We start from the raw sequence: 13,152 nt of genomic DNA, 5'->3' as shown, positions 1-13,152 counted from the left end.
AAGCGGCAAGAAAAAGCAGCCAGCCTCACCGCTGCTTTTCTCTTGCCGCTTGTAGCTTAAGGCTTAGAGCTCAATCAACCTTTGGCAGGCACTCGTCCAGCCGCTTGTACAACGCACTCTCCACCGGCCAGTTCCTCAGCAACCGCGCCCGGTCCTTGGCAAAGGCCGGCGCAAAGCTCATCTGGGTCGCATGCTGGCTCATGGCATCCAGATCGATCAGCGCCCATTGCCCGTCCTGCCAGAACAGGTTGTAGGCCTTCAGGTCACCATGACTGATGCGCTCGTGGATCAGCTGGGCCAGCAGGTGCTGCAACGCCGCCAGTTGTTCTTCCGGCACGTCACCGCTTTCGACATAAGGCGCAAAGGCCGCCATCAGGTCCGGCCCTTCCAGCAACTCGGTTACCAGGTACGCCTTGCCCCGCAGCCCCAGGGTTCGGGTTTCCAGCACCGCCAGCGGTTTGGGCGTGGCAAAACCGAGAAACGCCAGGCGATGCCCTTCGATCCACGAATGCCAGGCCCGGCTCGGGCGCCAGAAGCGCTTGAACCAGTGGGCGGTGTTCTTGATGTTGTAGCGCTTGATCACCAGCGGCCGGCCCTGGCACTCGACCCGCGCCACACTGGCGGCGCCGCCGGTCTTGTACAGGTGACCCTGGTCGATCAGCGCATCGGCCTGCTCCAGCACCGGCAGCATCGCCGCCACTTCCGTGCGCGGGATGGCGCGCAGGCCGGATGCACCGCGCTCCACGGCAAACAGCGTGCAGTCGCGGCCGGCCTTGTCCAGGTAGTCCTTCAGGCGCCAGTGACGCACCTTGTCGATCTGCTTCTGCAAGGCTTCCAGCGGCAGGGCATGCTCGCTGTTGGCCAGCAGGTAGTGCACCAGCAGTTCCTCGATAAAGGGCTCCAGGCGCTTGGGCAACTGGGCGAAGAGCACGCCGAGGTTCTGCAGCACCTGCTGGCGCGACAGCGGCTGACCCGGGGTTTCGGCCTTGATCCCGCCACCGTCGATGACGAACAGTTGGCCGTTGTGGCGCAGCAGGTTGTCCAGGTGCAGGTCGTCCTGCCACAGGCCCTTGGCGTGCAATCCGGCCACGGCGGCCAGGGCTTCGCCGAGAATCAGGCTCTGCTCGTCGCTGAGCGGCGCCTGGCCTTCGACCTCGGCCCAGGCAGCACCCAGGCTGCATGAGCCTTCGAGGAACTCGAACAGCAGCCAGCCGCCTTCGCCTTCCTTCAGGCCGTCGGCCAGCAGCAGCGGGGTGGTCACGCCGTTGTCCGCCAGCAGGCGCACCCCGGCCAGTTCGCGCTGGAAGTGCCGGGCGGCGTTGCCACCGACCAGCAGCTTGGCCAGCACCGGCTTGCCGCGCCAGACACCGGCACCGACATAGCGCTGCCCCGGCAGCACCCGCAGCAGGCTGAGCAGTTGCAGCTCGGCACTGCCAGCGGCATCGGCCAGGGTGATGCTCAGGGGCAGTTGCGGGGTACGGCCGGCATCCTTGAGTTCAGACAAGCGCATCAGCGGGATCCTTTGTGGCGACGACGACGCACCAGGCGTTCCAGCCAGGTGTTGACCAGCGCGCTGTCCGCCGGTTGTTCCAGGTAGGCCGCCAGCAGCAGGCGCACATCGGCCTCCTGCCAGACCGGGGCGCGGCGCAGCAGCGGCTCCAGGTCCTTGAGGCGGTCACGCTGGCCGAACAGCAGCGGCCGGGTCTTTTCCAGGTCGATCAGTTGCGCGTGCCAGCCGTCGCCGCGCTCGCGCAGGAAAATGTGCTTGGGATAGAAGCAGCCATGCACCTGACCGGACGTGTGCAGGGTCCGGGCCAACTGGCCGCAGGCACGGAGGATGCCGTGGCGCTGGCCATCGTCAAGCTCCGGCCACTGGCCGAGCAGCAGGTCGAGGTCGCTCCACTCGTCCAGGGCACGGGTCATGAGGATCGCGCGGCGCTGGCCCTCGACCTTGCGCTCGCCGTAGTACACCGCCTGCAAGGCCGGGATTTGCAGCTTCTGGTAGCGGCTGATATTGCGGAACTCGCGGGCGAAGGTCGGCTCGCCGAAGGGGGCGTGCAGGGTGTGGGTCAGGTAGTCGCTTTGGCGCTTGAGGTAGAAACCCTTGCCCTCCAGCTCCAGGCGGAACACGCTGCTCCAGCCACCGCGCCCGGTGTTGGGCTCGTCCACCGCGTCCAGTTGCAGTGCCCAGAGCTGGTCGAAGCCGTTCAAACCATGGCGTTCGAGCAGCGCCACATCGGCACTGGCGACAAAATCACTCATTCACGTCCCTCGAAAAACTTCACGATATGGCGGATGCGCTTCTTGTCCGACGCGTTAAGGCGTTCGCGCTGGCGGTATTGCAGGTAGAAGCGCAGGCGCTGGGTGGCCGACAGGTGATACTTGGCCACTTTGTCCAGGCACGCCAGGTCCTTGGTGATGCGGTAACGCAACATGAAGCCCCACCAAAAGTCGCCGGTCGGGCAATCGATGAAGAATAGCGTGCCTGCGTCGTCCACCAGGAGATTGCGCCACTTCAGGTCGTTATGGGTGAAGTGGTGGTCATGCATGACCCGGGTGTGCCGGGCCAGTTGGCGGCTGACGCTGTCGACCCACTGGCGGTCCTGGAGGCGCGGGTCGTTGCGCTCGGCCATGACGTTGAGGTCTTCGGTGCGCGGCAGCTCGCGGGTGATCATCGCACCGCGGCCGAAGCTCAGGCCGTTGCGCTCCAGGCCGCAGGCGACCACTTCGGCGGTGGGGATCTGCCATTTGGCGAACTGCTTGAGGTTCTGCCATTCGGCCTTGATCCGCGGGCGCCCGAGGTAGCGGCGCAGGTGCTTGCCGGCGCCGGTGTAGCGTTTGACGTAGTAATTGACGCCGTCACGCTCGACGCGCACCACTTCGCTCAGCGGATCACGGGTCAGGCGTTCGCCCTCGAGGGCGAAGACCGCGTCGATACTGCCGAAATCCTCTGCCAGGGCCGCGTATTTCGGCTCCAGTGTCCAACCCGCCATCAGAGCGCGTCCCCATACCGTTGCTTGCGCTCGTAGAGCTTTTGCGCCTTGCCGTCGAGCCAGCGCAGCAGGCTGGCGTGTTCGGCGAGGATCTGCCGCAGTGGCTGCTGGAAGTAGCCGCGCAGGAAGCGCAGCTTGTCGCGCCGGGTCAGGCCGATGTCCAGCGCCGAGAAATACAGGGCGGCCAGGTCCTTGTCGCGCCAGCGCCGGGAAATCTTGTCACGGGTCTGGGCGCGGTGCAGGTCGATCACCGACAGGCGGAAATCGTCCGCCGACACCGGACGGTCGGTGTGCAGCAGGAAGTGGCAGATATAGCAGTCGCGGTGGTTGACCCCGGCGCGGTGCATGCCGCCGGTCATCTTCGCCACTTCGGCGATCAGCGCGCGCTTGAGGCGTGGCTCGGGCGGCTGCTTGACCCAGTCGAGGCTGAAGTCTTCCAGGCTGATGGTCGGCGCCAGCTCCTCGGTGACGATGAACGAGTGCTGGGTCGCCGGGTTGCTGCCACGCTCGCCGAAGGCCACGGCGGTCATGGTCGGCACGCCGACTTCATGCAGGCGCTGGATGGCGGTCCATTCCTGGCCGGCACCGAGCACCGGCAGCTTGGCGCTGAACAGGTTCTTGAAGATCTCGCCCCAGCCGATGCCACGGTGGATCTTGACGAAGAAGCCTTCGCCGGCGACTTCGGTGCGCAGTGTGCGACGGCCTTCCAGCTCGCGGTAGACCTCGCCCTGCAGGGCCTCGACGCCTTCGAAAGGGTCGCGTCCGGCCCAGAGCCGCTTGAACGGCTCCTTGAGTATCAGTTTCATGGGCGCTCCTGACCGAGGATCACGTCGGCGGCATGCTCCGGCATGCTGTACAGATCGGCGGTTTCGGCGAAGGCCAGGCCGTTCTGGCCCCAGCTGGCGCGGGCGGCGGGATCTTCGAGCATGCGTTGCAGGTAGCGGTTGAGCTGTTCCTGCTCGAAGGGCTCGTCCAGCACCAGGCCGCTGTCGGCCTCGGCGATGTAGTGGGCGTAGCCGCACACCGCGGTGACCAGTACCGGCAGGCCAGCGACCAGCGCCTCCAGCAGCACGGTACCGGTGTTTTCGTTGTAGGCCGGGTGGATCAGCAGGTCGGCACCCAGCAGGAAGCGCGGGATATCGCTGCGCCCCTTGAGGAACTGCACCTGGTCACCCAGGCCGAGGGTGGTGGCCTGCAACTGGAAGACCTTGGGATCGTCCTGGCCGATGACCATCAGCCGGGTGCGCTTGCGCAGGGCCGAGGGCAGGGCGGCGAGGGCCTTGAGGCTGCGGTCGGTGCCCTTGGTCTTGAACCCGGAGCCGATCTGTACCAGCAGCAGGTCGTCGTCGCCCAGCTTGAATTCGCGGCGGAACCCGGCGCGGATCTCGGCAGCGTTGGCCGGGGCGCGGCGGTCCTGGGAGATGCCCGGTGGCAGCAGGTGGAAGCGTTCTTCCTGGGTGCCGTAGTGCTTGATGAACAGCGGCTGTTGCACTTCGGAGATCATCAGGATCTCGGTCTTCGCCTCGCGGTCGAACACCGCGCGCTCGTACTCGGCGAAGTGCCGGTAGCGGCCCCAGCGACGGTACAGGCCGCCGCGCAGGGTCTGGGCCTTGTCTTCGAAGCAGCCGTCGGCGGCGTAGTAGACGTCCAGACCCGGCATCTTGTTGAAGCCGATCAGGCGGTCCACCGGGCGCTTGGCCAGGTCCGCTTCCATCCAGGCGCTGAGTTTTTCATTGCGGCGATGGTTGAACAGCGCCTTGACCGGCGCCACCAGCACCTCGAAGCCGGGCGGCACGTCGCCTTCCCAGATCAGGGTGTAGACACGGATCTGGTGCCCGCGGCGCTGGCACTCCAGGGCGATGCGCATGAAGTCACGCTGCAGGCCACCGAAGGGGAAATACTTGTAGAGCACGAAAGCCAGTTGCATCAACGAACATCCTCGGCCCGCAGCAGCTCGCCCAACTGGCGCGCTACCCGTTCGGGATTCAGGCGAGTGAAGCACAGTGGCCACTCACGTTTGAGATCGAACCGGCGCAGTTCCTCGACGCTCGGTTTGTAATTGCACTTCTTGCGCAGGCAGGGCGCGCAAGGGAAGTCGCTGGCGATGTGCACCTGGACCGCGCCATAGGCCCCGGTCAGGCCCGGGTTGGTCGGGCCGAACAGGGAGAGGGTGGGTACGTCCAGCGCTGCCGCCAGGTGGCCGAGCCCGGTATCCACCGCGACGCAGGCCTTGGCCGAAGCCAGTACCCTGGCCACGCCGGCCAGGTTGAGTTTGGGTAGCACCCGGGCGTTCTTCAGCCCCTGGGCAATGCGCTCGGCACGGGCCTTTTCCGTCGGGTTGCCCCACGGCAGGCACACATGCAGGCCGGCGCGGCCGAGGCGTTCGGCCAGCTGGCGCCAGTACAGCTCGGGCCAGTGCTTGGTGTCCCAGGTGGTGCCATGCAGGAACACTACATAAGGGGCCACGCCGACTTCTTCAAGGCGGCTGCGGTCCAGGCCGTAGTGGCCGATGCCCTCGGGAATGTCGTAGCCCAGGGCCAGGGCGAACAGCTGGCGGATGCGTTCCACCGCGTGCTGGCCCTTGGCGACCGACAGGCGGCGGTCATAGAAACGGCTGGAGAAGCCTTCGCGGGCCGAGTAGCGGTCGAGGCCGGCCACCGGGGTCTTCTTCACGTAGCGGGTCAGCCAGGCGCTCTTGACCAGGCCCTGGGCGTCGATCACCAGGTCGTACTTGCGCTCGCGTACGCGCTTCTTGAACTGGCGCCATTCGCCGTTCTTGAAGGTCTGCCAGAGATTCTTGCGCCAGCGGCGGATGGCCACCGGGATCACCTGGTCCACCGCCGGGTGCCAGGTGGGAATCTCGGCGAAGCCTTCTTCCACCACCCAGTCGAACTTGATCCCGGGGATGGCGTGGGCCGCGTCGGTCAGGGCCGGCAGGGCGTGGATCACGTCGCCCAGGGACGTGGTCTTGATCAGCAGAACCCGCACTTAGTCGACCTCTGGGCTGATATCGACCAGCGTCGGCCCGTTCAGCCGTTGCAGGGCGTCGTTGACCGCGCCCGGTTCGAGCTGGCGCAGGCAGTTGTAGTGGCCGTAGCGGCAGGTGCGGTCGAAGCACGGGCTGCATTCCAGGCCCAGGCGCACCACTTCGACCTGGTCGGCCAGCGGCGGGGTGAAGCCCGGCGAAGTGGAGCCGTAGACCGCCACCAGCGGACGGTTCAGGGCGGCGGCCACATGCATCAGTCCGGAGTCGTTGGAGACCACGGCATCGGCGCAGGACAGCAGGTCGATGGCCTCGGCCAGCGAGGTTTCGCCGGCGAGGTTGAAGGATTCTTCACGGAAACCCGGGATCAGGCGGTCGCGGATCTGTTCGCCGACCGGGTGGTCGTTCTTCGAGCCGAACAGCCAGACCTGCCAGCCTTCGCGGATCTTCGCCTCGGCGACCTTGGCGTAGTGCTCGGCCGGCCATTTCTTTGCCTCGCCGAACTCGGCGCCGGGGCACAGGGCCAGGACCGGGCGGTCCAGCTCCAGGCCGAATTTGGCCAGGGCGGCCTCGCGGCTGGCGGCTTCGATCTGCAGGTTCGGGCGTGGATAAGGCTGCGGCAGGTCGCTGCCGGCGGGATAGGCGAGGGCCATGAAGCGCTCGATCATCAGCGGGTAGCGCTCTTTATCCAGGCGGCGCACGTCGTTGAGCAGGCCGTAGCGGAATTCGCCGCGCCAGCCGGTGCGCTTGGGGATTTTCGCGAAGAACGGCACCAGGGCCGACTTCAGCGAGTTGGGCAGGAGGATCGCCTGGTCGTACTGGCCGACCAGGGATTTGCCGATGCGCCGCCGCGTGGCCAGGTCGAGCACGCCGTGGCCGAGCGGGAAGCTCAAGGCCTGGCGGACCTCCGGCATGCGTTCGAGGATCGGCCGGCTCCATTCGGGGGCCAGCACGTCGATCACGCAATCGGCGTGACGCTGCTTCAGGACCTGGAACAGCGTCTGCGCCATTACCATGTCGCCCACCCAGCTGGGCCCGATTATCAAAATTCTCATGCTTTATCCAGAAACGATCAGGGAGGCTGCAGCCTGTCTTGCAACAGCACTGGCCTCCCTTCTTTATATTCAGGCTCGGTGACAACCAGCAGTCCACGACGCTCAGTGTAGGCGGGCTTCCTGCCGCCGGGTCCCGATCACGTTTCAGCTCAGTCCCAGTTCGCTCCAGATCCGCCGCACTTCCTGGCGTTCGCTGACGAACTGCCCGGCATCGATCACCCCGGCCTGCTTTTGCAGGGCCTGGCGGTGAGCGGCGGAGCGGAACGCCTTGTACACCTCGCGCAGCAGCACCGCATCACTGGCCGGAACCAGCCCGGCTTCCTCGAGACCTTCGAGGATGCGGATGTTGTCGGTGTAGCGCAGCAGCGCCGGATGGCTGTGGGACCAGGCGAGCGCGGCGTATTGCACCATAAATTCAATATCGACGATACCACCGGCATCCTGCTTGATATCGAAGGGAACGCCGCTGTCGTAGGCGTTGGCGGCGGTGCCGGCGGCGGTGGATTTGGTGCCGAGGTTGTCGCGCATCTTGGCGCGCATCTCGCTGACTTCGGTGCGCAGCACGGCCAGGTCGCGCTGCTTGCCCAGGACCCGGGCACGCACGTCCTCGAAGGCCGCGCCGACCTGCGGGCAGCCCACCAGCACCCGGGCGCGGACCAGGGCCTGATGTTCCCAGGTCCAGGCTTCGTTTTGCTGGTAGCGCTCGAAGGCGCCGACCGAACTGACCAGCAGCCCGGAAGCGCCGGAAGGTCGCAGGCGCATGTCCACGTCGTAGAGCTGGCCGGAAGCGGTCTGGGTGGTCAGCAGGTGGATGATGCGCTGGCCCAGGCGGGTGAAGAACTGCGCGCTGTCGATCGGCTTGGCACCGTCGGTTTCGGCCTGGGGATCGCCGTCGTGGATGAACACCAGGTCAAGGTCCGAGCCGTGGCCCAGCTCCAGGCCGCCCATCTTGCCGTAGCCGACGATGATGAAGCCCGGGTCGCACGGGCTGCCGTCGCTGCGCTGCGGCCGGCCATGGCGGGCGACGGTCTGGCGCCAGGCCAGGGCCAGTACCTGGTTGAGGATGGCTTCGGCCAGCCAGGTCAGGTAGTCGCTGACTTTCATCAGCGGCAGGTGCCCGGCGATTTCCGAGGCGGCGACCCGCAGGCTGTGGGCCAGCTTGAAGTGCCGCAGGGCCTCCATCTGTTGTTCGAGGTCATCCTCGGGGATGCGGGTCAGGCGCTCGCGCAGTTCGGCGGCCAGTTCCGGCGCCTTGGGCGGGCTGAACAGGCGGCCTTCGTTGAGCAGTTCGTCGAGCAGCAGCGGGAAGCGGGCGATCTGCTCGGCGATCCACGGGCTGGCGGCGCACAGGGTCAGCAGGCGGCGCAGGGCGCCGGGGTTTTCCGTGAGCAGCACCAGGTAGGCCGAGCGGCGGGCCACGGCTTCTACTAAAGGCAGCACCCGTTCCAGGACCAGGTCCGGGTCGTCGTGCTCGACGGCCTGGGCCAGCAGGCGCGGGATGAAGGAGTCCAGGCGTTCGCGGCTGAGGCGTTGCATGGAACGCAGGTTGGGGCTGGAACGCAGCCCGGCGAGCAACTTCAGGGCCCGGGCGGCGTCGCGGAAACCGGCGTCGTCGAGCTGGCGACAGGCAGCTTCCTCGTCCTGGGCTTCTTCCCAGAGTGGCAGCCATTCGCCGCCGACCACCACTTCGCCTTCGCCGTCTTCATCGTCCGGGTCGGAGATGACCTGGCGGAAGTGCCAGTCGATCCGCCCGCGCCAGTGCATCAGCTGGGCGTGGAATGCCGCCCAGTCGGGGAAGCCGAGCATGAAGGCGATGCGCGCACGGTCGAGGTCGCCGTCCGGGAGCATCTGGGTCTGGCGGTCTGCGATGGCCTGGATGGCGTGTTCGGTGTAGCGCAGGAACAGATAGCCTTCGCGCAGTTCCTCGACCACCGCAGCGGGCAGGTAGCCCTGGCCTTCGAGGGTCGCCAGCACCTTGAGCAGCGGGCGTTGTTGCAGGCTCAGGTCACGGCCGCCATGGATCAACTGGAAGGCCTGGGCGATGAACTCCACCTCGCGGATGCCGCCGGCACCGAGCTTGATGTTCTCCGACATGCCTTTGCGCCGGACTTCCTGCTGGATCAGCTGCTTCATGGTGCGCAGCGCTTCGATCGCCGAGAAGTCCAGGTAGCGGCGGTAGACGAAGGGCCGGAGCATTTCCTGCAACTGGCTGCCGGCCGCCTGGTCGCCGGCGACCACCCGGGCCTTGATCATGGCGTAGCGTTCCCAGTCGCGGCCCTGGTCCTGGTAGTACTGCTCCAGAGCGTTGAAGCTCAGGGTCAGGGCGCCGGACGAGCCGTAGGGGCGCAGGCGCATGTCGACGCGGAACACGAAGCCGTCGACGGTGATCGGGTCCAGGGCCTTGATCAGGCGCTGGCCGAGGCGGGTGAAGAACTCCTGGTTGTCCAGCGAGCGCTTCACGCCTTCGGTCTCGCCGCCTTCGGGAAAGGCGAAGATCAGGTCGATATCCGACGAAAGGTTCAGTTCCACCGCGCCGAGCTTGCCCATGCCCAGCACCACCATCTGTTGTGGCAGGCCGCTGCGGTTGCCGATCGGCGTGCCGAACTGCTGGCAATGGCGCGGGTACAGCCATTGGTAGGCCTGGTCTATGGCAGCGTCGGCCATGTCGGAAAGGTCGCGGCAGGTTTCCACCAGGTCGGCCTGGCGGGTTAGGTCGCGCCAGATGATCCGTACCTGATGGCGGGTGCGCTGGCGGCGCAGGTTGCGCGCCAGTTCGTCTTCGGTGGTCGCGGCCTGGGCGGCGGCGGCCAGTTGCGCACACAGCTCGCCGGGGGCGTAGCGGCGGTCCAGCTCGCCGCTGTCGACCAGGCCGAGGAGCATGGCCGGATCGCGCACGCTCTGTTCGAGGACGAATTCACTCGCAGCGGCAACCCGGGCGAACCCGGCCCAGCGTTCGGCGGTCCAACTGTCCAGGCTCAGCCCGTCATGGGTGGCCACGGCGCTGCGCAGCGACTGTTCGTTGCTGCTGGTCAGGTGTTGGAGAGTATCTGGCAGTGCGACCAGCGAAGGCAGGCTCATGGTCTATCCTTGATCGGCGGGAAAAAGCAGGCGGTGGCTACAGCGCCAAGGCGCGGCCCGGGTTGGACTGTCGTACAAAAGTTGAAAATAGCGGCAATTGCGTCTTTCTTGGCAGAAAACATCACGGCAAGCCTTTTCTCAACCGGTTTTTAATCACCGGTATCGTTTTATCCCACAAGCCGATAGCACGGCTGCGATGGGTCTGATGTAGTTTTACTACTGCTTTTTTCAGTCGAAGGCGTGTAAAGGCGGATCGATTTGTAGTAAAACTACACGCCGCCGAGACCACCCTCGGTAATCCAAGAATTCATGTCGTCTGCCCAAAAGGCCAGTCGCAAACTTCAGGCAACCGATTCTGGAAGCCTTTCCGCCCTGGAGCAAGCCATGCAAGACCTCGATCCCGTCGAAACCCAGGAATGGCTGGACGCCCTGGAGTCGGTCCTCGACAAAGAAGGCGAAGACCGCGCTCACTACCTGATGACCCGTATGGGCGAGCTGGCCACCCGTAGTGGTTCGCAGCTGCCGTACGCAATCACCACGCCGTACCGCAACACCATTCCGGTAACCCACGAAGCACGCATGCCTGGCGACCTGTTCATGGAACGCCGCATTCGCTCGCTGGTTCGCTGGAACGCCCTGGCGATGGTCATGCGCACCAACCTGAAGGATTCGGACCTGGGTGGCCACATCTCCTCGTTCGCTTCCAGCGCCACCCTGTACGACATCGGCTTCAACTACTTCTTCCAAGCTCCTACCGACGAGCATGGCGGCGACCTGATCTTCTTCCAGGGCCACGCTTCTCCAGGCGTCTACGCCCGCGCCTTCATGGAAGGCCGCATCAGCGAAGACCAGATGAACAACTTCCGCCAGGAAGTCGATGGCAACGGTCTGTCGTCCTACCCGCACCCATGGCTGATGCCTGATTTCTGGCAGTTCCCGACCGTTTCCATGGGTCTGGGTCCGATCCAGGCGATCTACCAGGCGCGCTTCATGAAGTACCTGGAAGCCCGCGGCTACATCCCTGCCGGCAAGCAGAAAGTCTGGTGCTTCATGGGCGACGGTGAGTGCGACGAGCCGGAATCCCTGGGCGCGATCGCCCTGGCCGGCCGCGAGAAGCTGGACAACCTGATCTTCGTCATCAACTGCAACCTGCAGCGCCTCGACGGCCCGGTTCGCGGCAACGGCAAGATCATCCAGGAACTCGAAGGCGTGTTCCGTGGCGGTGGCTGGAACGTCAACAAGGTCGTCTGGGGCCGCTTCTGGGACCCACTGCTGGCCAAGGACACCGACGGTATCCTGCAGCGCCGCATGGACGAAGTCATCGACGGCGAGTACCAGAACTACAAGGCCAAGGACGGCGCGTTCGTCCGTGAGCACTTCTTCAACACTCCAGAACTCAAGGCCATGGTCGCCGACCTGTCCGACGACGAGATCTGGAAGCTCAACCGTGGCGGCCACGACCCGTACAAGGTCTATGCGGCCTACCACCAGGCGGTCAACCACAAAGAGCAGCCGACCGTCATCCTGGCCAAGACCATCAAGGGCTACGGCACCGGTGCTGGCGAAGCCAAGAACACCGCGCACAACACCAAGAAGGTCGACGTCGACAGCCTGCGTCACTTCCGTGACCGCTTCGACATCCCGGTCAAGGACGAAGAGCTGGAAAACCTGCCGTTCTTCAAACCTGAAGAAGGCAGCGCCGAAGCCCGTTACCTGGCCGAGCGTCGCGCCGCACTGGGCGGTTTCGTACCGCAGCGTCGCGTCAAGTCGATCAGCATCCCGACTCCGCCACTGGAAACCCTGAAGGCGATCCTGGACGGCTCGGGCGACCGCGAAATCTCCACCACCATGGCCTTCGTGCGGATCCTCGCGCAACTGGTCAAGGACAAGGAAATCGGCCAGCGCATCGTGCCGATCATCCCGGACGAAGCCCGTACCTTCGGTATGGAAGGCATGTTCCGCCAGCTGGGCATCTACTCGTCCGTGGGCCAGCTCTACGAGCCGGTCGACAAGGACCAGGTGATGTTCTACCGCGAGGACAAGAAAGGTCAGATCCTCGAGGAAGGCATCAACGAAGCCGGCGCCATGTCGTCGTTCATCGCGGCCGGTACTTCGTACTCGAACCACAACCAGCCGATGCTGCCGTTCTACATCTTCTACTCGATGTTCGGTTTCCAGCGTATCGGCGACCTGGCCTGGGCGGCCGGCGACAGCCGTACCCGCGGCTTCCTGATCGGCGGTACCGCCGGCCGTACCACCCTGAACGGTGAAGGCCTGCAGCACGAAGACGGTCACAGCCACATGCTGGCGGCGACCATCCCGAACTGCCGCACCTATGATCCGACCTACGGCTACGAGCTGGCGGTGATCATCCAGGACGGCATGAAGAAGATGACCGAAGAGCAACAGGACGTCTTCTACTACATCACCGTGATGAACGAAGCCTACACCCAGCCAGCCATCCCGGCCGGCGCCGAGGAAGGCATCATCAAGGGCATGTACCTGCTCGAAGAAGACACCCGCGACGCGGCGCATCACGTACAACTGCTGGGCTCGGGCACCATCCTGCGCGAAGTCCGCGAAGCGGCGAAGATCCTGCGCGACGAGTACAACGTCGGCGCCGACGTCTGGTCCGTCACCAGCTTCAACGAACTGCGTCGCGACGGCCTGGCCGTAGAGCGCAGCAACCGCCTGAAGCCGGGTCAGAAACCTCAGGTCACCTACGTCGAAGAGTGCCTGGCTGGCCGTAAGGGCCCGGTCATCGCCTCCACCGACTACATGAAGCTGTTCGCCGAGCAGATTCGCCAGTGGGTACCGAGCAAAGAGTTCAAGGTCCTGGGTACCGATGGCTTCGGTCGCAGCGACAGCCGCAAGAAGCTGCGTCACTTCTTCGAAGTCGACCGTCACTTCGTGGTGCTGGCTGCCCTGGAAGCCCTGGCTGACCGTGGCGAGATCGAACCGAAGGTGGTGGCTGACGCCATCGTCAAGTTCGGCATCGACCCGGACAAGCGCAACCCACTGGACTGCTGAGGAGTATTTTTAA

Annotated in this window: 9 protein-coding genes; 1 reads left to right on the top strand and 8 read right to left on the bottom strand. The window is 65.2% G+C overall.

The features are described from left to right. Nucleotides 1-70: 70 nt before the first annotated feature. From AC2CQI_RS18375 to glnE, 8 genes are all read right to left on the bottom strand, one after another. Complete coding sequence (locus AC2CQI_RS18375; RefSeq protein ID WP_484577506.1) at nt 71-1,510, bottom strand: lipopolysaccharide kinase InaA family protein; 1,440 nt, start codon at nt 1,508-1,510, stop codon at nt 71-73. Continuing rightward, nucleotides 1,510-2,262, bottom strand: coding sequence for a lipopolysaccharide kinase InaA family protein (locus AC2CQI_RS18370; RefSeq protein ID WP_484577505.1), 753 nt, complete (start codon nt 2,260-2,262; stop codon nt 1,510-1,512). The genes AC2CQI_RS18375 and AC2CQI_RS18370 overlap by 1 nt, the downstream gene beginning before the upstream one ends. Then, on the bottom strand, nt 2,259-2,993 hold the full coding sequence (locus tag AC2CQI_RS18365; RefSeq protein ID WP_075801676.1) for a lipopolysaccharide kinase InaA family protein: 735 nt from the start codon (nt 2,991-2,993) through the stop codon (nt 2,259-2,261). The genes AC2CQI_RS18370 and AC2CQI_RS18365 overlap by 4 nt, the downstream gene beginning before the upstream one ends. Beyond that, nucleotides 2,993-3,799 carry a lipopolysaccharide core heptose(I) kinase RfaP gene (gene rfaP / locus AC2CQI_RS18360; protein ID WP_484577504.1) on the bottom strand — a complete coding sequence of 269 codons (807 nt, stop codon included), beginning with the start codon at nt 3,797-3,799 and terminating at the stop codon, nt 2,993-2,995. The genes AC2CQI_RS18365 and rfaP overlap by 1 nt, the downstream gene beginning before the upstream one ends. Then, on the bottom strand, nt 3,796-4,920 hold the full coding sequence (locus AC2CQI_RS18355; protein WP_484577503.1) for a glycosyltransferase family 4 protein: 1,125 nt from the start codon (nt 4,918-4,920) through the stop codon (nt 3,796-3,798). The genes rfaP and AC2CQI_RS18355 overlap by 4 nt, the downstream gene beginning before the upstream one ends. Continuing rightward, on the bottom strand, nt 4,920-5,981 hold the full coding sequence (gene waaC / locus AC2CQI_RS18350) for a lipopolysaccharide heptosyltransferase I (RefSeq protein WP_075801673.1): 1,062 nt from the start codon (nt 5,979-5,981) through the stop codon (nt 4,920-4,922). Before waaC ends, AC2CQI_RS18355 begins: the two co-directional genes overlap by 1 nt. Next, entirely contained in the window at nt 5,982-7,031 is a 1,050-nt protein-coding gene (waaF, locus tag AC2CQI_RS18345; RefSeq protein WP_484577502.1) for a lipopolysaccharide heptosyltransferase II, read from the bottom strand. A gap of 144 nt (nt 7,032-7,175) precedes the next feature. Then, nucleotides 7,176-10,109, bottom strand: a complete 2,934-nt coding sequence (gene glnE, locus AC2CQI_RS18340) for a bifunctional [glutamate--ammonia ligase]-adenylyl-L-tyrosine phosphorylase/[glutamate--ammonia-ligase] adenylyltransferase (RefSeq protein WP_484577501.1) — start codon at nt 10,107-10,109, stop codon at nt 7,176-7,178. Nucleotides 10,110-10,493: 384 nt separating this feature from the next. Between glnE and aceE the strand changes: the two genes are divergently transcribed. Next, nucleotides 10,494-13,139 carry a pyruvate dehydrogenase (acetyl-transferring), homodimeric type gene (gene aceE / locus AC2CQI_RS18335; RefSeq protein WP_075801670.1) on the top strand — a complete coding sequence of 882 codons (2,646 nt, stop codon included), beginning with the start codon at nt 10,494-10,496 and terminating at the stop codon, nt 13,137-13,139. Nucleotides 13,140-13,152: the final 13 nt, after the last annotated feature.

The sequence above is a fragment of the Pseudomonas sp. P2S-1 genome, from assembly GCF_057197725.1.
Note: the sequence above shows the minus strand (reverse complement) of the source record. Positions and strands in the feature narration are given on the sequence as shown.